The organism is Pseudoalteromonas ardens (assembly GCF_030125445.1).
Classification (GTDB): domain Bacteria; phylum Pseudomonadota; class Gammaproteobacteria; order Enterobacterales; family Alteromonadaceae; genus Pseudoalteromonas; species Pseudoalteromonas ardens.
In genome coordinates this window covers 1,350,831-1,370,900 of record NZ_JASJUV010000001.1, presented here as the reverse complement: position 1 = coordinate 1,370,900, position 20,070 = coordinate 1,350,831, and the positions used below count along the sequence as shown (strand labels likewise).

Here is a 20,070-nt window from a genome sequence, read left to right as displayed (position 1 = left end):
CACAGTATCTGAACACACATTGCTAGAAATGAACTTTCAGGCAATGCAGTCTGCCTATAGCCGCGATCCGGCACCCGACTATGCGCAGCGCATAGCTGTACTCAAAAAGCTGAAACGTGCACTCATCAATCATGAACAACAGATCTATCAGGCTTTATCAAAGGATTATGGCTATCGCAGTGAGTTCGATACGTTTTTTGCCGACCTAATGCCAACCATAGCAACCATTAAATATGCCATTAAACATCTGAAAAAATGGATGCAGCCTTCAAAACGTCATGCCGGACTCATGCTCGCTCCCTCCAAAGTGAAAGTGCACTATCAACCACTAGGTGTGGTGGGTGTTGTCACCCCCTGGAACTTTCCTCTTTACCTTGCGCTGGGCCCCACAGTTCAGGCTCTGGCCGCAGGGAACCGTGTGATGGTCAAAATGAGTGAGTTTACGCCTGCTGCAAATCAGGTACTGCGCACTATACTCGATGACATCAGCGATCATGTTCACCTGGTGGAGGGGGATGCAGATATTGGCGCGGCTTTCACCGCCCTGCCGTTCGATCACCTGATCTTTACCGGTTCAACCTCGGTGGGCAAGCTGGTCGCTAAAGCTGCTGCAGACAATCTGACCCCGATCACTCTCGAGCTAGGTGGAAAATCGCCAACCATCATAGACCAAGAGATAGATATGAAGGTCGCCGTGGATGCAGTGATTATGGGCAAGTCTATCAATTCCGGGCAGATCTGCGTGGCCCCGGATTACATTTTTGTGCCCGCCGCGCGCCTTGATTCGTTCATCGATACTTTTATTGCCCGCTACAGGGAATATCATCTGCAGAGCAACAACAGCAATCTGCAAAGTCATATCATTACCGAGCGTCAGCATACCCGCCTGTTGCAACTGCTGGACGATGCTAAAGCCAAAGGAGCGACTGTACATACCGTCAAAGCAGCTGAGCCCGGAGATGGCAAACGCTTTTACCCGCACCTGCTGACCAACCTTTCTGAGGATATGGCGGTATTGAAAGAAGAGATATTTGGTTCCTTGCTGCCTGTGATGACCTACGACACTGTAGATGAGGTCATAGCCTACATCACAGCCCGGCCACGTCCACTGGCGCTCTATATTATGTCAAATAGTTCAGCACTGATTGAACGCCTGATCAGCCATACCCACAGCGGTGGAATTAGTATTAATGATACCACCATGCATGTAGTTGCCGACGACGCGCCCTTTGGTGGTGTGGGCCATTCAGGGATGGGCCATTACCATGGTTACGAAGGATTTTTAACCTTTTCCAAGGCTAAAACGGTCCTGTATTCTAGCAGCTGGCTACCTAAAAACCGCTTTGTACTCAAGCATCGGGATTGGGTGTTAAAAGTGCTCCGAAAGTATGTTTTGAGATAGCAGCACATCCATTTATATACGTTAAATCAAAGACCGTTTCAAAAATCGGTCTACAGTGTTACCATTAAAATCAGGAAAATTACGCTTTACTGAAATAAGATTCACTTACCATAGTTGGACAAAAGGATTGTGAAAAAAACTGTTTTACCTGCTTTCGCAGCGTTGGTGATCGCCATGGTTGCGCTGTCAAAGTGTGCTACCAATGAGCCTGCTGCTGTTGATAAGTCTGCTATAATTGCAGAAGCGGCTTTGCAAGCCGACAAAATATCATCAAACGAATTACATAATAACGAGAATAACGAGTCAGCTTCTTTGCCAGTCGTCTCTGACAAAAATGGCATTGAACCGACCGCTGCATTATCTAATCATGTGCCAGAAACAGCGCATAGTGATGCACCCAATGATGAGTTTGACAGTTCATCAGCTCCCTCTTTGCAAATCAATACCGTCGCTTCTAATGCGATTACCCCACTGCCTAATATCGATCCGGCCTTCAGTGCGCATGCGGTGAGATACTCTGGGGATTTAATGCCGTTGACCACTTTACAAGTGGGTGAAAAGGCAAAACTGACTCTGTTAAACACGCAGATTGAAGCCACACTAAAATCAGCAAACCATGCCCGCAGCGGCAATCAACATTTATCATTTAAGCTCAACAATGGCAGTAACCTGACTAATATGATGCTTACATACAGTGATACGGGTATCCGGGGTAAAATTACAATTGATGGCACTCGATACCATATTCAGTCAGTCGAGAATCAAATACTAATGATGTCTCACAAGGAATATATAGAACTATACGGACTTGAAAACCATAAGGAAAAGATTAGAAAATGATGAAAAAAAGTATAATAAACTCAGTTATTTCGGGACTATGTTTAGCCTCGACAAGCGTTTTAGCCAATGTAGAGGTGGGTGTTCGCTTTGTCGTAGATGACGCCCTGATCAACAACTGGCGCTCAGAAGAAACCATCCGGGACGAACTGGAACGATGGATTCTTGAGACCAATACAATGCTCTCTGACTCAAACATTGCGATGAGTTTATACTCAGCTGAAACCGTCATGAGTAATATGGCTGCTGACTCAGATGAAAGCGTCATATTTAACAATATGAGACGTGAAATCAATGGTTTTAATAACCTTGAAAACAGAGCAGACGAGATTGGTGCCGATTATACCATTGCCGTCGTGCCGAGCTTAGACAATGGCCTGACAGGTGACGATAGACAAGCTTACTGCGGAATAGCCAATACAGTCAGCAGAAATATGGATGAAATTAATGCGGTAGACTTCATGGATTCTACCGTCATCGTTGACTACGACTGTAGCACCGATACATTTGCCCACGAACTTGGCCATGTATTCGGTTTATCACATGGTGCTCAAGTTGCCGAAGCATTGGGCAGCACAAGTCATAATTCGAGTTACCATGCATACTCAAAAGGATGGGGACGAATAGTCTCCCAGGCTTCTGTTGGTGACTCATTCGAGGACGAGGTACGCGATGATGGTGAATTTGGAACCATCATGGTGGGGAACTACTTGCAATACTGGAGCCGACGCAACGCGACGACCTTTGTTGGTATTTTTTCCAACCCGGACGTAGTCGATATTGCCTGCGGTGAAAATGGTTCTGCCGGTCCTTGTGGTAATGCACTGCTGGGAAATGCGGCCAGATCTATAAGAGATTTTCGTACTAACTTTGCGGCTCACGCAACCCCAGACGTACACACCCTGAATTACAGTGATTCGAATTTACGTGCGTGTATCTCACAGACTTACCCCTACACGCCTGGTAGTAGTTTGTACGATATCAACCGAATTACGAGTATCAGTTGTACGGCATCTGATATTGGCTCTATTGATGGCCTGGAGGGCATAACAGGATTACACTCAACCATTGTCAGACCGACTCCGGGTGGATGGCCAGTCGTTGAAGCGCCATTTGTTGATTTGAGTGATAACCGCATTGTTAACCTTGACGCCTTGTATCAGCTATCACCTGACTCAACGATCAACTTACAGGGTAATAATGTTGCCAGCTGCCATCAGCTTGATGAGCTGGAGCAAACGCATACGAACCTGATACGCCCTGATCGGTGTTTGAACATTGCAGCGCTGATTTCAACTTTAGCATTGATCTAGCAAGCAACCCGAGTGGCTCAATGACCTGACAGCTTCCAGTGTTAACTGGTGATGAGCCAACAGGGAGATCAAAAGCTGGATGCTTGCGCAAGTTAGTATCCAGCCTATTTCACGCACTTGAATCTTAGCTCCGGCAATCTCACTGTCAACCTGCGCGTGAACCGCATTCAGGCTTGAGCACTTTATCCTGTTACACCATCAAATTATTGTTATCGCGCCGGTTGACGTGGGATATGTAAACACGCACAAGCCGCTCAAATCTGAGGTAAACACCGGTATATTCAAATCATACGAGTCATTTGCATCAACTAACAGGTACCTAAACTCACCCGAATACCAGCAAAAGAAGAATCAGACAGGCATATTAAAGAATCTCAATTGTGCTTCCCTAGTCTATACGATAAGTTTTGTACCTAATAATAGATATATCACTGGTCAATGGTACCTAATCTGTAAATCGGCAATATCAGCTCCCCATTTACCCATTGTGCCGTTGAGGTTTAAGGAGAGAACATGAGCCGAGATTTAAGCTATGATGGCCTCAGAGGCTGGCTGCTTATCATCATTGCCTGCAACCACTTGTTTGGCAGTTTTGTCACGCAATTTACCCGCACTCCGCTGGGGTTTGTCTCGGCAGCCGAGGGGTTTGTGTTTTTATCCGGGTTTGTTGCTTATCTGGTATATGGTCGGCTGGCAAACAATCGCACCGAGTTGCGGCGTAAAGTGTGGCGGCGTTGTCTGGTGATCTATGGATTTCATTTGAGTGCCATCCTGATTTGCTTTTCGCTGGTGCTCTCATTGCCTTTATATGTCACGCACTGGTCGGGCTTTTTTAATGCCGCTAACTGGTTTAACAACCCCATACAAAGTGCCTTGTCGGCTATATTACTACTCGAACACCCGGGCTTTCACGATATCCTGATCCTCTATTTAGTACCTATGATATTTCTGCCTTTGGCTATTGTGGCCCTCAAACAAGGTAAACTGATGTATGTCGTGACAGTTTCGTTTTTAGTCTGGTTGCTGGCCCAGTTTGTCACCGCAGAATTTTTAGCAAGCCCATTTAGCCTGGTGTTTAATGACATCGAATTAAACGTAAGTCACTTTGACCCTTTCGCCTGGCAGATTTACTTTTTTATGGGGGTTGTGCTGAGTTATCTGAAGTTTGATAAAGGCCATACCTTTACATTTACACCTGCGGTACGGGTGTTGCTATTGAGCGGTATAGGCTTCTTTTTACTGCTCAAGCATGGCTATCCACAATTAATGCGGCCCTATTATGGCGGCCACGGCAGCGCCTCTTTGCTCTATCAGTTTAACCTGCTATTGAGCGTGTATCTGGTAATGCATTTGATGCGTCGTTTTCGGTGGTTCTTTACGCTCAGATATCCAGTATTTATCGGCCAGCATGCCCTGCCCGTTTTTGCCTTTCACTGCGTCGTGATTTACTTTCTGCTGCCGTGGAGCCATGAATACACCACTGCACATTGGTACTGGGATCTGTTGGTATGTGCCAGCTTTGTGGCGTTGCTCGCACTTCCGGCTAAACTTGATCAAAGCTGGCGAAAGTTTCGCCGTAGGGACCATCATAGAGTAAACATCATGAGCCAGAGTTAATAAACTTCATGGCAAACCCAGGTAAAAATTCACACAAAATAAACCATAAAAAACAAAATATTGACACGAAAACTAAAGGTATATTAAATTTGTCACGCTCACAGAGCATTTTTAACAAAAAAATTAAAGGATTATTATATGAAACTAGGTCTAAAGAAAAAGAGCTTCAAATCTCTGAGTGCTACTAACAAGCAAATGCCAAAGGATGCAACTCCCGCTGTCGCAGGCGGTCGCGTAACAGACTATTGGTCAAACCACTGCTGGACTCACGAAATCAACACCTGTGACAGCGCAAAACATACTAATGTTGCAGCAACGTATTGCGGTCGCTCCGCTATGTGCTAAACAGAAAAAACTTAAACCATGCTTTAATTAAGTGTGAGTTGTCAAAAACCAGACCAGAGTCTGGTTTTTTATGTAAACGGTTACCGAGAAGCAAACACTTACGCAATCTTTAAGTCTAACGCCTTACTCATGAAAGCAATCTCCCTTGTTTATGCTCTTACTATGCTCAGAAAAAGAGATATCCGGGCAGGAAAAGTCATCGCCAAACAGTATGTATAACTCATATACTTGCTCTATGGTCATCACTGAGCGGCCCGACTCAAAGTTGCTGATAGTAGACTGATCAACATTCAGCTTGGCAGCCAGCTGCGCCTGAGAGAGCTTATTTTTATACCTTAATTGCCGCAGGTTGCGTTGCAATCGTCTCATCAGTTTATCAATCCGCTGTTTCCTGGCAAACGCATCATTTTTCATCGCCTAATCCTTTTACACGTTTGTGTGTCAGCTTGCCCAAATGCTGACCTGATTTATTAAAGGAGTACACCTGAAAAATACCGCTTCAGGTGTATCCTTGGTTTCAACTGTCAGAAAAACCGCAACTAATGTAAACGCCCTGTTGACCTTTTTAACGTTAAGAAATATCGTGTAACTCACAGTCCCGCACGGCTGTTAGTGTTGCTATGGCAACGAGATAACTTGATATCTCTAACTTGCGTCAGTTTGACATGTTCCCTTTTTGTATTAACATTGCGACTTTCTTGTTAAGATTATGTTCGTTCGAATGTGGAAAAGTCTCCGCATTACAATAAAAAAGGAAAAAAGGACGTGATTGATGGCGATGATTTAAAGGCAATGAGGAAAAACGCCGGCATATCCCAGGAGCTGATGGCCAAAAAGTTAGAGTGCGACCGTAAAACAATCAGTAACTATGAGCAGGGTGTCAGTGACATCAAATCCAGGCAACTTTTTCGCTGGCTGATGCTATGCAAAATAGATACGCGATCTTTACTCAATGAAATCAGACAAATTAGTGGCAGTTTAAACCGCCATGATGCGTCAAAGTTACAGGATGACGAAAAATGAAAAAGATACGCCCACTCACACTTCTAACTACATTGGCTTCTCTGGTACAACTAACTGACCGGAAAATGAGTCATGACCTGAGTAATGATAAAAGCTTAACGTGTGGGCAAAAGAAGTTTGTGGCGGGTTGCGGACTCTACCGACCCGATGGACTCGGAACTCAAACTGTCACAGAACTGAATAATGGTACTAGCTCATTAGTTACAGGCGGCACCGGATCAAAAAAGCCAGCTATGAAATGCGTGTTCCTTCACACGATAGACAATAATATCTGCAGTACAATATCGGGTGGCGGTACGCCATTCAAACCACCTAGAGTTGCACGCCTTGATATTCCTCCAAAATATACAGAAGAAAGCTCACAAGGGTAGGTTATGAAACTCTCTAATTTGATTTTGCTCAGTATTGTTTCGGTAGCTTTTTTTTACATACAACTGTGGGATCCGCTTTTGGTTACACCCATGTATGTAGCTCTGTTAGGCTTATCTCTAGTTTTCGGGGTTGTCACTCGAGACATCAATATGACCCACATATCTAGTTTTATACTGGTGCTCACGGGCTCTAGTTATATTGCCTTCTCTGAGGGCTTTATTAACTACATCACACCCAGTGAAAATAAGTTATTGCAAGGAACTATTATTTATGGGGTCCAATTAATTGTCAGTTTGTCAATTGCACTACTGCTGATATTTCGAGTTCAAGTTTCTCGAATGATATCAAAGTCCAAACAAATTGAATTGACTCACTTTGACGGAGTGTTCCATTGGATTTATCTCTACCTAGTGCTCGTTAACCTGCTAGCATTGTTGGAAAACATCGCTTGGTCCTACTTTGAAATGAAGTCTTGGACAATCATTTACGATAATTTCGAAGGATTGGTTTATATTGCATATGCGTTATGCAGCGGAACTTTACTTACTATGATGATTTTATCAGCAAGACAAAACCGTACACAAGAACCTAAAACCTCTTAAACCGACTATTAAAATAATGCCAGTCAGCAAAACTGACTGGCATTAATTTTTATGAACCTTGCTAACTTGCATGCACCCGCTTTATTTCCTCAATTAATGCCTCGGCTAAGGGCGATGCCGTATTGCTTTTTGAGGTGATCAGCATCACCGGGATCTGATAGGCGTATTTTTCTGGCTGTATGGCTCTGAACATGCCTTTATCAACCCAGTAGCTGGCGTAGTGCTCGGGCAGGTAACCGATAAACTCGCCGGAAAGAATTAGGTGGGCAATGCCTTCGTCATGATAGGCTATGGCGCTGTTTTGATAGTTAAGGCCATCATTACGCACCTCTTTGTCGCGCAGGTAGTTACTGGTGATCACCTCAGCTTCGGCCAATAACGCCTCTAATTCTGCACAGTCGCTTTCGGCCTCATTCCCCTCCAGTAGTTCGAACAGTGGATGCCCCTGCGCACAATATAAATAGTTGTACTCATTATGCAGCGGGTAATAATCTAAACCGCGCAGCTGATGGCGACTTACGCCCAGTCCAACCAGAGAGCGTCCGTTGACCACTGAGGTTTCGACTTCGCGGGCTTCACAGACATGGATATCAAACTGAATATTGCCCCCGCGCGCCTTGAGTGCTGAAATGGCCCGTGCCACGCCGCAACGGGGATCGCTGACCATAGTATCTATGGTGGCAATGGTTACCCGTCCTGAAAGTTCGTTTTTAGAACTGGCCACTGTGCTGGCAAAAGCTTCGCATTGCTGTAACAACTCTAAAGACGCCTGATAGGTCACCCTGCCCGGCTCGGTCAGCTCAAAACCGCTGCGCCCGCGTTTGCATAGTTTCAGACCCAGACGTACTTCCAGGTCCGACAGGTGCGAACTAATGGTTGAACGGCCTATATTCAGGCGCGACTCAGCGGCCGACAAGCCACCACATTCCACTATGGCGACAAAGATCCGCAGCAACCTTAAATCAACGTCTTGTACCTGCATTAAATACTCACCTCATTGAGTTCGATACTTTTTAGTTCGATAATACCGGAATGAATTACGATAATTATGCATTTATAAAACTACCACAGCAAGTTAGGATTGCGGGATAAAAACAACATCTGCATGTAACAAGATGATATTTAGGAGAATAAAATGACGTTTAGATATGGTATCGATCGTCTGGACCTGGACACAGTCAACGGCATTGCCGATGGCAGCATTAAAGCCGAGCTGTGTCAGGAAGCGCTGGATAAAATCAACACCAGCCGTAGCAATGTTGACGTAATGGCCGCATCCGACGAGGCTGTGTACGGTATTAACACAGGCTTTGGCCCACTGTGCGACACGCAAATCTCACCAGAAGAAACCAATCTGCTGCAAAAAAACCTGCTTATCACCCATGCCGTTGGGGTTGGCGAACCAATTGCTAAGCCGATCTCTAAACTCATGCTGATCACCAAGGTCCATGCGCTGAGCCAGGGTTTCTCAGGTATCCGTCTGGAAACCGTTGAGCGGATGCTAAAGTTCATTGAGCTGGACCTGATCCCAGTCGTACCAGAGCAAGGCTCGGTAGGCGCATCAGGCGACCTTGCGCCTCTGTCTCACTTATTCCTGCCTTTACTGGGCGAAGGTGAATTCTGGCAGGGAGATAAAATCGTACCCGCAGCCGAAGCGCTGAAAGAACACGGCCTTGAACCAATGGAGCTGCACGCAAAAGAAGGTCTGGCCCTGATCAATGGTACTCAGTTTATTCTGTCACATGCCATCACAGCGCTTACGAAAATGCGCTATTTGTTGGACCTGGCAGATCTGGCCGGTGCCATGAGTATTGAAGGCATGCAGGGCAGTCAGTCGCCATTCCGTGAAGAGCTGCACCAGATCCGTGCTTTCGCCGGTAACCTGGAAGTGGCCAAGCGCATGCGCCGCTTCTTTAAAGATTCTCAGAATATGGCGGACCACGAAGAGTGCGATCGCGTACAGGACCCGTACTCACTACGCTGCATTCCGCAGGTGCATGGTGCGTCTCGTAACGCCTACAATCACCTAAAAGAGCTGGCTGAAATTGAAATGAACTCAGTCACGGACAACCCCATTGTGATCAGCAGCGAAGAAGCTATCTCAGGTGGTAGTTTCCACGGTCAGCCTCTGGCCATGGTACTGGATTACGCGTCAATCGCCGCTGCGGAATTGGGTAACATTTCAGATCGTCGCTGTTATTTGCTACTTGAAGGTTTACATGGCCTGCCACGCTTATTAACGACTTCTGGCGGCCTCAACTCGGGCATGATGATCCCGCAGTACACCACCGCAGCCCTGGTTACCGAGAACAAATCACTGTGCTTCCCACCATCGGCAGACAGTGTACCGACCTCTATGGGCCAGGAAGACCACGTATCTATGGGTAGTATTTCAGGTCGTAAACTGAACCAGATCCTGGGTAACCTGGATAAAATCTTTGCCATTGAGCTGATGTATGCAGCCCAGGCTATTGAGTTCAGACGCCCTAACACCTGCTCAGACCTGATCGAAGAAAACTTTGCGCTGATCCGCAGCAAAGTCGCCAAACTTGAAGAAGACAGATTGCTTAAGCCAGACATTGATCACATGGTAACATTGGTTAAGTCACAAGCATTTACGGTTAACTAAGGGGAAAATAACAATGACCACCACACTGAGTTTTCAGGACCAAATTAAGCAAGGGATCCCCAGCGAGTTGCCTGCGCCTAAGCCTTACCCGGCTGACGCCAACCGCGCCCCGAAGCGTAAAGACATTTTATCAGCCGACGAAAAGCAACTGGCGCTGCGCAATGCGCTACGCTACTTCCCGAAAGAGTGGCATCAGGAACTGGCAGCTGAATTTGCCGAAGAACTGAAAAGCTTTGGCCGTATCTATATGTACCGCTTTAAGCCTAACTATGCTCTTAAAGCACGCTCGGTAAGCGACTACCCGGCTAAGTGTCAGCAAGCTGCTGCCATCATGCTGATGATCGACAACAACCTGGACCCGGCAGTTGCTCAGCACCCGGAAGAGCTGATCACTTACGGTGGTAACGGCGCGGTATTCCAAAACTGGGCCCAGTACCTGCTGGCCATGAAATACCTGAGCGAGATGGAAAGCGACCAGACACTGCACATTTACTCTGGTCACCCGATGGGTTTGTTCCCGTCAAGCGAAGACGCACCACGCGTGGTCGTTACCAATGGTATGATGATCCCGAACTATTCAAAGCCTGATGACTGGGAAAAGTTCAATGCACTGGGTGTCACTCAGTACGGCCAGATGACAGCAGGTTCATTCATGTACATTGGCCCACAGGGTATTGTTCATGGCACCACCATCACGGTAATGAACGCGTTCCGTAAAGTGCTCGAAAAAGGCGACAGCCCGAAAGGTAAGATCTTCCTGACAGCTGGTCTGGGCGGCATGAGTGGCGCGCAACCAAAAGCGGGTAACATTGCGAACTGTATTACCGTTTGCGCCGAGGTTAACCCCGCAGCTGCGACTAAACGTCACCAGCAAGGCTGGGTAGATGAACTCATCGATAACATGGATGAACTGGTTGCCCGTGTTAAAACAGCACAGGCGAACGAAGAAGTGGTATCAATTGCCTACATCGGCAACATTGTCGATGTCTGGGAAACCTTCTATGAGCAGGATATTTTCATTCACCTGGGGTCAGACCAGACGTCGCTGCATAACCCCTGGTCAGGCGGCTACTACCCAGTCGACATCAGCTTTGAAGAGTCAAACAGACTGATCCGTGAAGAGCCTGAAGTGTTCAAAGAAAAAGTACAGGCAACGCTTAAGCGTCACGCTGATGCGGTGAACAAGCATACTGCCCGTGGTACGTACTTCTTCGATTACGGCAATGCCTTCTTGCTCGAATCATCTCGTGCCGGTGGCGACGTGATGGCCGAAAACGGCATCGACTTTAAATATCCGTCTTACGTACAGGATATTTTGGGTCCAATGTGTTTTGACTACGGCTTTGGTCCATTCCGTTGGGTCTGTGCTTCTGGCAACCCGGCCGATCTGGACAAAACCGATGCCATCGCAGCAGAAGTGCTGAACAAGATCATGGCGGAATCTCCAGAAGAGATCCAGCAGCAGATGCAGGACAACATCACCTGGATCAAAGATGCCAAGCAAAACAAACTGGTTGTTGGCTCACAAGCGCGTATTCTGTACGCCGACGCGCAAGGCAGGATGGAAATCGCCAAGGCCTTTAACGATGCCATCGAGCGCGGCGAGATTGGCCCGGTTGTGTTGGGTCGTGACCACCACGATGTGAGTGGCACTGATTCACCATTCCGCGAAACCTCGAACATTTATGACGGTAGCCGCTTCACAGCGGACATGGCCATTCACAATGTCATTGGCGACAGCTTCCGTGGTGCAACCTGGGTCTCTATCCACAACGGCGGTGGCGTTGGCTGGGGTGAAGTGATCAACGGTGGATTTGGTATGGTGCTGGACGGCAGCAGCGATGCTGAGCGACGCCTGAAGTCTATGCTCCTGTTCGATGTGAACAATGGTATTGCACGTCGTAGCTGGGCCCGCAACGAAGAAGCTAACTTCGCCATTAAACGCGAAATGGCTCGTACACCTAAGCTTAAAGTGACACTGCCAAATGGTGTGGATGATGAGATTTTAAATAATCTGTCGCTCTAAACGCTGATGAACGGTATGAAAAAATGGCTGCCCTTGGGTAGCCATTTTTGTATCCGTTGCACTTAACCAAGTGCAGTACGTGCGTTTCAATCAACACTCAGCGCGGAGCTGGCCTGATAGCGACTTTTAACTGTCACTGTTTACGCATCTTACTGCCACATCGCGCAAGCATTATGTGCAACGACATTATCCAATTATGTCATGTATTATCAGACCACGAGCCAGATTCTGGCTCTTTTTTATACAATGCAGATGGTAGAAGCTGACGGTATGAACTAACATAGCTTTGTTATGATATTGATGGGGCTATACGCTATGACTCGCGCAGAAAAGCTTTTGTACCGCTTAATCCTCGCTGACCTGTTAAGCTGCCATCCTGCCCCTTTGCCCATATCGTCGCTCAGACTCCAGGGTGTCAAAACAGACACTATGACCCTCCAAACCGTAATAGATTTGATGACTGAACAGCAGGTGATCGCTGTATCTTCTTCAGGAGAGATAAGTCTGGCGCCAAGAAGCGGCTTGAACCCCCTAACCGAAGGTGACTATCCAATTGATTTAACTAACATTGATTAACTTACCCACAGATTTTGTGGTTATCTTGTTAGTAACTCAGGAATAAAGGTGCCAGGCTCGACCATCCGCGTTAAAATTCGGCACAGAGGTGACGTCAGGGCAAAAATCGCCACCGCAGACACCTCCATTTATACCAATTTGCTTAATTAAGTGATCTGTTTTGAGGCGAGAAAATAGGGTCGATAACAAGGCAAAAATTTTGCTATTTAGTTGTTCTAAATGAGAAATTTTTAACGCTGTTAGCGTCCTATTTGCTCCTTCAAATAGACCAAGTATTAAGTGAAATTGGTATTATACCCATTAATGACGCAGTGCAGGTAGTAAAGACGCACCTGTGCCGTCTATATCAGACAATAGTTCAAGACCCAGGACCTGCGCCACGACAGGATAGATATCGAGGTTTTTCACCGGGCCAATCTGTGTACCCTGTTTAAAGGCAGGGCCCATAGCAACAAAGGTTGCGTGCATATCCTGCGTGATGGCAAAACCATGAGTACCATAGTGTTGGTCTTTTTCATCATAAGCAAAATAACGCGGCGCCTGAGTTTCAATCACAATATCGGCAGTCGTTTCATTGATTGTCACACCGCGGCTTTTGAGTGTTTCTTCACTGATGATGTCATAACGGCCACGAGCATTGCGCAGCAACTGAGCACGCATTGCATCCAGGTTTACACGGGCTTTGGGCTTTTTATATAACCAGACCTGAGTACCACTGTTTTTAACGATAAAGTTACTCAGATCCACTCCCAAGTCTGACAATTGCAAACTCTTGTCCGGGTCCAGCTGAGCCATTCCATGATCCGACACAATGATCAGGTTAACGTCCTGCTCTACCTCACGCTGAATGCGCCTTGCAAGCTGGCCAACCAGCTTATCAACCTTCTGGACAGCCTGATAGGTTTGCTGTGCATCCGGGCCAAATTCATGTCCCATGGTATCCACCAGCGAGAAGTAGCCTGCCACAAAGCGCGGGCGTTTCTGCGCAGGCAACTTGAGCCATTGCACTATCTGATCAATACGCTGCTGGTAATCGCTGTGCTGTGAGTAATGGTAAAAATAGCTGGGCGTCATGCCATTAATACGAGCATCTGATTCAGGCCAGAAGTAGGTTGCAGCCTTAAGCCCCTGCATTTCAGCCAGGTTCCAAAGCGGGATCCCCTTTAACCAGGAGCTGTCGTCCTGACCGTAGCCCATTTTATAACACTGGTTACGGTTTTTATCGCAAAAATGGTTGCCGACAATGCCATGGTTAGATGGCAGCAAGCCGGTAATAATAGAAAGGTGATTGGGGAAGGTCTTGGTCGGATACACAGGCTCAAGATACTCGGCTCTGACGCCTTGTGCAGCAATCGCCGCAAGGTTCTTTGCTTTGTGTTTTTCAATGTAATCCCAGCGGAATCCATCCAGTGAAATCATCACTACACTTTGCTCTGCCCCCTGCCCTTTGGCCAAGGCCAGTGTAGACACAAGCGTAATAAAGAGGAGTAAAACCGATAACGCGTGTTTAATCATGATACCCTTTTGTTCCTGAAACAATAAATCAGCGTGGGCACCATAAAACTAAAATATGAATGAAATGAAGGACCTTTTACCGAAAAAAGAGGGATTTACGACCAGCAACATATTTTCGGGACGAGCCACACTCGCCCCGGACTGACACTGTCTGTTTAACGCAAATGCTGAACCAGGGTCCACTGTTCATCATCACGACTCACCTCTGCCAGTGCCCCATTGATCAGCACCATGTTAGGCGCAACATGGGAGACATCAACACCCGTAATAACAGGCACAGACAGGTCTCCCAAGGCCATTTTCACCGCAGTATCCCCATCAAATGCCTTACCAGCATTGTCCGTTACCGCATTGCGACCAATGAGGATACCCGCAGCATGATCAAATGCACCGCGCAACTTCAGGCTCTGCAAAGCCCGATAGTAGGCTGTAGGAGACTGTTCGGCGTTTTCAAAGTAAAAGATCAGTTTGTCATCAGGATGCCTCTCGAGCAGCGCCTGAGGATCAAAATACTCTGATCCAAACATCAACATATGTGTATCCAGGCATCCTCCGATCAGACGCCCCTGAAACGACACAGGCCCGGTATGATGCGCTTTATCATTCAGTACTTGCCAACGGCTTGGCTCAGCCAGATTAAAAACCGCCTCACTGTCTTGCGCATAGTTGCTGTAACCTAATTCATAGAAAGGCGCGCTACGCTGTGTAAATGTCCCACCCGTTGACGTTTGCAGATGCGTGAAAGTATCTGCCGTCAATGCATCCGTTTGTGCCAAAGACAACTGCATCAGGTTAGTGCAATGACAAGTTGCCCAACCCAGTTTGCTGGAAAACGCGCTGAGCACAGTGCTGATATCTGAAAACCCCATCAACCATTTAGGTCGAGCCGGTTGCAGGGCCTGCCAGTCCAGCAAAGGCAAGAGGTCCATCGCAATCTCTCCGCCCCAGGGTGCCATAATCGCATCCACCTGGTCGTCCAGTAAAAACCGCATCAGCTCATCCACACGTCTCTCCACCGGCGCGCTCACATGTAACTTATCTTCACGTAAGCAGTGCCCTTCGAGTACCTTGAAACCACGCAGTGCCAGATCACTTAAGACAAGGTCAAGTCGGGGATGCAAAGGTGTCGCAACACCGCTGGAAAATGCGGTAACCGCAATGGTACTTCCTGAGATAAGAGGAGCTGGATAGTGCATAAGCTGTCCTTTTTACATACTTAAAATTTAAAACCATTTAATTCATAACGTTAGGCAGGTATTTGTCACATAATTTCCTCACTTTGTCACCTTATTTCGCGCCTTTCTCACGCTTTTTGTTTTCGCCTCAACAACAATGGAGCCAGCTTTTTACGAAACGGATAAAACAATGAACAAGTTGAACGCACTAAGCTTAGCCCTTTGCTCTCTATACGCAGCTTGCAGTAACGCACAACAATCGCCCCAGACTATTCGTCCCTGGCAGCAATTTACGCAAAACGACACCACAATCCCACGCCTCAGTGTGGCACCTGATATAGACGGTGAACTGACTGCCACAGAATGGCAAAATGCGCGAGTAGTCACAGATTTTGTTGAATTCCGTCCCACGGTTGGCGGCACCCCAAGGTACCCGATCACGGCATATGTGGCTTATGATGAACACTTCTTTTACGTTGCCGCTAAAATTACGCAGCCCTTTGACACGATCACGGACAGAGTGCTTACCCAGGGGGAGCGAGTCTGGAACGAAGACTATTTTGGCCTGATCCTCGACACCAACCATGATAAATCCGATGGCTATTTGTTTCATGTTACCCCTTCGGGCGTACGAGAAGATGGCCTGGTTAATGGCACTGAATATATCGCAGAATGGAAAACTCTGTGGTACGCCAAAACCCAACAGCAGGACGATGGCTGGACGGTAGAAATTGCCATTCCCATGCAGTCATTGTCTTTCGACCCGGATGCTCCAAACTGGGGGTTACAATTGCGCCATAAACTCTCCAGTCCCTATGTGCAATCATACTGGAACCTAAATAACCCCAATTCATCAGGCTGGCATGCATCACAAACCGCGCCGATTTCCGGACTGCGCGAACTAGATCAGGGCAAAGGCATTGAAGTAAAACCCGGCCTTGCATACAAAGACTCACTGGAGGAGAGCAGTTTTGAGCCTTCGCTGGATGCCACTTACCGGTTTACCCCCAGCCTGACCGGTCAGTTAACACTCAATACCGACTTCTCCGGCACAGATGTCGACGAAATAGAAATGAACATGACCCGCTTTGGCCAGTACTACAGTGAAAAGCGCGACTTCTTTTTACAGGACAGTCAGATATTTCGTTTTGGTGGAATGGACGATAACGATTTTAACGGTATGCCATTTTATTCTCGCCGTATTGGTCAGGGCCCACAGTCGGGTGTACTGGATATTAACTGGGGCACAAAACTCACAGGCCGAATTGGCAATACCGATCTGGGCGTATTGAGCGTCAACCAGGAACGCGACGGTAACATAGCAGAAACCACTCAACTCAGTGTCGCCAGAGCCAAACAACACATTGGCGAACGCCATCAACTGGGTGCCATTTTCACCCATGGCACTGCCGATGACAGCGCCGGTCAAACACTCAGTGGGATGGATTATCGCTTTGAAGATATCATATTTGGTGAAGAGCAATTGATTGCCAACGCCTTTTACCAGTCTATTGATCTGCCAAATGACCTCCCCGACAGTGACAGTAAAGCGTATGGTTTGGCGTTCAAAATGCCGAATGACCGATTTTATCTGGACGCCAAGTATCGTTATATCGGTAAGGACTTTAACCCGGCACTGGGATTTGTGAATCGCACAGACCTGAAATACTATCACCTTACCAGTCACTACCGGGTGCGCCCGCAAACAGGCTGGCTGGGTGACAACCTCAACCTTTATCAGTTCAGAACCTATTATAAACGCTGGGAAAATACTGATGGCGAAAAGAAAGGTCAGCAGTTGTTTTTACAACCTTTGATAATACAAACCAAATCTCATGATTATTTTCACATCAGCTACGACATGTACAACAAAGTGCTCAAAGACCCGTTCAAGTTTCGTGACAACATTCAGTTTGCCCAGGGTGAGTATGATTACAATCAATGGACAGTGTTTTATGAAACAGCAAGCGATCGGCCGGTCTTTGCCAGTGGTCGAATTGTCAAAGGCGACTTTTTTGATGCGGACCTGACACGCTATAGCATGACACTGAACGCCCGGCCGAATAAACACTTATATGTGCAACTTGGCCGCCATATGTACTACTACGAACGCGCTGGCGAGAAGAGCAACATGTACAATACTCGGCTAAAAGTGAATATTGCCTTTAACAGCGAGTGGTCCTGGAACTCACTATTACAGCATAATACTCAGTCGGACAGTTTCTCACTCTTTAGCCGACTACGCTATGAACCAGCGCCAGATGAGTTGTATCAGTTGAGTATTAACAAAGGCTATGACTTAGAAGATGGCTGGCACGATAAAAAGGCCGTATTTTCTGAAACGGCCGTGAAACTGAACTACACCTATAGATGGTAAACATAAGTCGCAAAGCGCGTTGCACAGCTTCTGGCAACGCGCTTTGCTGTTAACGTGCTACCGTCTTGTAAACATCACTTCTGAAAGCCGCTTTACGACCATAGATCACTTGCCCGTCACGCACATCAAACCCCATATAGGAGCCGATGTCCTGGCGAGACAAAGGGTGTAACCCTTCATCGCTCAGTTTATATCGGGCCAGCTCGTGCCACTCTTTGGTCATCAAATACACTATGCCATTTTCTATTTCCAAATTTGAGAAAGGCTCCAGTTCCCCTATTTTTTCTCCCTGCGCCTGATCAATGCCATTCAAAATACTGGCAAACGCAAAGCGATACAGGACATGTTCCATGTCTGTCAGATACACATACTCGGGCGTTGCAGGATCGGTAAATGCCGTTATCCAACCCTGTGGCAGCTGCGCAACTTGCTGCATCTGGCGATTGTAAATTTGCACGCGTTTTAGCTCATTTTGCTTCACAGACAACGCAAACAAGCTATTACTCAGCCAGCTTTGCTGATAAATATAGCCATCAAAAAATAAGGTATTACCTTGCTGTGCCTCATTGGTGGGTATCAGCCACATAGCATGGTTGTCGTGATTGATCAGCAAAAACTCATCATCAGGTGACAAAGCCATATCCCTCAGACGCGCGTGATCGGGTAGTCTGGGAAGCGGTCTGGCCTGCTCCTGTGGCTTCTGATAATACACCTGTGAGCTGCCAGAACGGTCAGAAATAAAATACACACCGGTGTCGGTATGCGCTAAACGAGGCGAACGGTCCAGCCCGTTACTATTATCCAGCACAAAGCCCGTTTCCAGCCACTGGAGCTCAATGTCTTTGTCATAAGTTGTGAAGATATAGTCTTTACCATTACTGTGACGAGCAATATTACAGCAGATTTTATCGCTGAGGCTACTGAGCAAAGTCGGCTGGCTATCTGTGAAAGACTGATGATACATCTGAGTTCGCGGACTAGACGAGGAGAATACAATCCCACTGTGGTTGTGGTCCCAAATCGCGCCGTGCATCAGACCGGTTCGGGCAATCTGTAGGGCTTGCTCTGCCGTTCCTGGATCATAAGTGATCACTCTGCTGTTTCCGTCATTGGTGTGTGCTGTCAGCAACAGCTCACTTGTGTCCGGGTGGGCATCCAGGTAGGCCAGTCGCCATGTCGATTCCAGCTCGGTTGGCAATTTACTGATATCCCCGGAGAAATTAAAGGTATATAAATCGTTTTTATGCTCGAAACGACGTTCATGAGCCAGTGAATATATGCGGTCTTCGCCTGCAACATAAATGCTGTCATGATAAATAAGATCACAGTTATACAAAGCTTCTGACGGGGGAACAAGTTGCTGTGCTGCCAGGTCCAGCCTGGCTTTAAACCAACCACACTGCTGCTGATAGTAGCCTTTAAAAACCAAATACTCACCCTGACTACCGAGCAATTGTTGGAAATGATAACCCGGGGCATCAACAGACCGTGGTAAAGCTCGATTGTCACGCTCGTAATCGGCCACCCACAAACTACGCCCTTGATCCGCCGTGACATTTAAAAAAGCAACATGAGACTGGGATGCCAGCACAATAGGAAACATCTTGCCGCCACTAACCCGGCTCAGCGCCTGACTCTCCCCATATTGTAATGACGGTGAACGACCATAAATCCAGGCAAGACTACTCAGCAATCCAGCCAGCACCACTATGCCTAACAACAGATAACGCGATAAAGCAGGTTTTTGCGCTACGGAGTGTACCGACGAAGCTGAAATGTCCTCCACACCTGAATTGATGGGCGCAATAAAGCGATAACCTTGTTTAGGCACGGTTTGGATGTATTGAGGCGCCTTAGGGTCATCACAAAACACTTTTCTCAGATTGGCGACTAACTTGTTGATGGCATTATCCGTTACGATAGAGCCTTGCCAGATTGCGTTTTGCAATTCATCCCGCCCGATAATTCGATTGGGATTGTTGATAAAAAAGGTCAGTAATGAGAGCTGCCGCGGATCCAGTGTAATGCGGCGCTCATCATTAATCAGCTCATTGGTGTGTTGGTAGAGGCGAAACTCGCCAATTTGTATAAAATCCATGGATTTCTCATCAATCCTCTGCCATGTCACTACCCGGTAGGTAGCTCAAAGCTGGCAAATTTGGGCTCGTTATTATTCTTTTGCTATTACGTCTTTGTACTCGCCGACAGCGAGGGAAACCATGACGAAACACGTTAGGGTTTAGTCTATGATCATCTCATTG

15 protein-coding genes are annotated in these 20,070 nt (G+C 47.1%); 10 read left to right on the top strand and 5 right to left on the bottom strand.

Annotated features, from left to right (window positions below):
- Window positions 1–28 precede the first annotated feature (28 nt).
- The 5 genes from QNM19_RS05015 (at window position 29) to QNM19_RS04995 (ending at window position 5,514) form a co-directional block, all read left to right on the top strand.
- Entirely contained in the window at window positions 29–1,402 is a 1,374-nt protein-coding gene (locus QNM19_RS05015) for a coniferyl aldehyde dehydrogenase (protein ID WP_417711780.1), read from the top strand.
- Between the two features lie 129 nt (window positions 1,403–1,531).
- Complete coding sequence (locus QNM19_RS05010) at window positions 1,532–2,242, top strand: hypothetical protein (RefSeq protein WP_049863734.1); 711 nt, start codon at window positions 1,532–1,534, stop codon at window positions 2,240–2,242.
- Window positions 2,239–3,552 carry a M12 family metallo-peptidase gene (locus QNM19_RS05005; RefSeq protein ID WP_049863733.1) on the top strand — a complete coding sequence of 438 codons (1,314 nt, stop codon included), beginning with the start codon at window positions 2,239–2,241 and terminating at the stop codon, window positions 3,550–3,552. The genes QNM19_RS05010 and QNM19_RS05005 overlap by 4 nt, the downstream gene beginning before the upstream one ends.
- A gap of 513 nt (window positions 3,553–4,065) precedes the next feature.
- The gene (gene opgC / locus QNM19_RS05000) at window positions 4,066–5,169 is read left to right on the top strand and encodes an OpgC domain-containing protein (protein ID WP_284026417.1); all 1,104 of its coding nucleotides are present in this window, start codon (window positions 4,066–4,068) and stop codon (window positions 5,167–5,169) included.
- Between the two features lie 138 nt (window positions 5,170–5,307).
- Entirely contained in the window at window positions 5,308–5,514 is a 207-nt protein-coding gene (locus QNM19_RS04995) for a hypothetical protein (RefSeq protein WP_156202194.1), read from the top strand.
- 123 nt (window positions 5,515–5,637) lie between these two features.
- On the opposite strand, the gene QNM19_RS04990 is transcribed toward QNM19_RS04995, so the two are convergent.
- Window positions 5,638–5,928 carry a helix-turn-helix transcriptional regulator gene (locus tag QNM19_RS04990; protein WP_049863728.1) on the bottom strand — a complete coding sequence of 97 codons (291 nt, stop codon included), beginning with the start codon at window positions 5,926–5,928 and terminating at the stop codon, window positions 5,638–5,640.
- A gap of 309 nt (window positions 5,929–6,237) precedes the next feature.
- On the opposite strand from QNM19_RS04990, the gene QNM19_RS04985 reads away from it, so the two are divergent.
- Together QNM19_RS04985 and QNM19_RS04980 are read left to right on the top strand one after the other, a co-directional pair.
- Window positions 6,238–6,537 carry a helix-turn-helix domain-containing protein gene (locus QNM19_RS04985; protein ID WP_335339077.1) on the top strand — a complete coding sequence of 100 codons (300 nt, stop codon included), beginning with the start codon at window positions 6,238–6,240 and terminating at the stop codon, window positions 6,535–6,537.
- Between the two features lie 374 nt (window positions 6,538–6,911).
- The gene (locus QNM19_RS04980) at window positions 6,912–7,511 is read left to right on the top strand and encodes a hypothetical protein (protein ID WP_049863725.1); all 600 of its coding nucleotides are present in this window, start codon (window positions 6,912–6,914) and stop codon (window positions 7,509–7,511) included.
- A gap of 61 nt (window positions 7,512–7,572) precedes the next feature.
- On the opposite strand, the gene QNM19_RS04975 is transcribed toward QNM19_RS04980, so the two are convergent.
- Window positions 7,573–8,493, bottom strand: coding sequence for a LysR family transcriptional regulator (locus tag QNM19_RS04975; RefSeq protein WP_284026416.1), 921 nt, complete (start codon window positions 8,491–8,493; stop codon window positions 7,573–7,575).
- Between the two features lie 153 nt (window positions 8,494–8,646).
- Between QNM19_RS04975 and hutH the strand changes: the two genes are divergently transcribed.
- Both hutH and QNM19_RS04965 read left to right on the top strand, forming a co-directional pair.
- Window positions 8,647–10,140, top strand: a complete 1,494-nt coding sequence (hutH, locus tag QNM19_RS04970; protein ID WP_049863724.1) for a histidine ammonia-lyase — start codon at window positions 8,647–8,649, stop codon at window positions 10,138–10,140.
- A gap of 13 nt (window positions 10,141–10,153) precedes the next feature.
- On the top strand, window positions 10,154–12,166 hold the full coding sequence (locus tag QNM19_RS04965) for a urocanate hydratase (protein ID WP_049863723.1): 2,013 nt from the start codon (window positions 10,154–10,156) through the stop codon (window positions 12,164–12,166).
- 876 nt (window positions 12,167–13,042) lie between these two features.
- Here the strand turns inward: QNM19_RS04965 and QNM19_RS04960 are convergent.
- Window positions 13,043–14,257, bottom strand: a complete 1,215-nt coding sequence (locus QNM19_RS04960; RefSeq protein WP_284026415.1) for an alkaline phosphatase family protein — start codon at window positions 14,255–14,257, stop codon at window positions 13,043–13,045.
- A 155-nt stretch (window positions 14,258–14,412) separates the two neighbouring features.
- Window positions 14,413–15,453, bottom strand: a complete 1,041-nt coding sequence (locus QNM19_RS04955) for a S66 family peptidase (protein ID WP_049863721.1) — start codon at window positions 15,451–15,453, stop codon at window positions 14,413–14,415.
- A gap of 169 nt (window positions 15,454–15,622) precedes the next feature.
- Between QNM19_RS04955 and QNM19_RS04950 the strand changes: the two genes are divergently transcribed.
- Window positions 15,623–17,809, top strand: coding sequence for a carbohydrate binding family 9 domain-containing protein (locus tag QNM19_RS04950; RefSeq protein WP_049863744.1), 2,187 nt, complete (start codon window positions 15,623–15,625; stop codon window positions 17,807–17,809).
- Window positions 17,810–17,858: 49 nt separating this feature from the next.
- On the opposite strand, the gene QNM19_RS04945 is transcribed toward QNM19_RS04950, so the two are convergent.
- Window positions 17,859–19,907: a winged helix-turn-helix domain-containing protein gene (locus QNM19_RS04945; protein ID WP_049863720.1), complete on the bottom strand. Its 2,049-nt coding sequence runs from the start codon at window positions 19,905–19,907 to the stop codon at window positions 17,859–17,861.
- Between the last annotated feature and the right edge of the window lie 163 nt (window positions 19,908–20,070).

Coding starts and splice junctions, on each gene's coding strand:
- QNM19_RS05015 (WP_417711780.1), top strand. CDS start 29: ATGAACTTTCAGGCAATGCAGTCTGCCTATAGCCGCGATCCGGCACCC.
- QNM19_RS05005 (WP_049863733.1), top strand. CDS start 2,239: ATGATGAAAAAAAGTATAATAAACTCAGTTATTTCGGGACTATGTTTA.
- opgC (WP_284026417.1), top strand. CDS start 4,066: ATGAGCCGAGATTTAAGCTATGATGGCCTCAGAGGCTGGCTGCTTATC.
- QNM19_RS04995 (WP_156202194.1), top strand. CDS start 5,308: ATGAAACTAGGTCTAAAGAAAAAGAGCTTCAAATCTCTGAGTGCTACT.
- QNM19_RS04990 (WP_049863728.1), bottom strand. CDS start 5,928: ATGAAAAATGATGCGTTTGCCAGGAAACAGCGGATTGATAAACTGATG.
- QNM19_RS04980 (WP_049863725.1), top strand. CDS start 6,912: ATGAAACTCTCTAATTTGATTTTGCTCAGTATTGTTTCGGTAGCTTTT.
- QNM19_RS04975 (WP_284026416.1), bottom strand. CDS start 8,493: ATGCAGGTACAAGACGTTGATTTAAGGTTGCTGCGGATCTTTGTCGCC.
- hutH (WP_049863724.1), top strand. CDS start 8,647: ATGACGTTTAGATATGGTATCGATCGTCTGGACCTGGACACAGTCAAC.
- QNM19_RS04965 (WP_049863723.1), top strand. CDS start 10,154: ATGACCACCACACTGAGTTTTCAGGACCAAATTAAGCAAGGGATCCCC.
- QNM19_RS04960 (WP_284026415.1), bottom strand. CDS start 14,257: ATGATTAAACACGCGTTATCGGTTTTACTCCTCTTTATTACGCTTGTG.
- QNM19_RS04955 (WP_049863721.1), bottom strand. CDS start 15,453: ATGCACTATCCAGCTCCTCTTATCTCAGGAAGTACCATTGCGGTTACC.
- QNM19_RS04950 (WP_049863744.1), top strand. CDS start 15,623: ATGAACAAGTTGAACGCACTAAGCTTAGCCCTTTGCTCTCTATACGCA.
- QNM19_RS04945 (WP_049863720.1), bottom strand. CDS start 19,907: ATGGATTTTATACAAATTGGCGAGTTTCGCCTCTACCAACACACCAAT.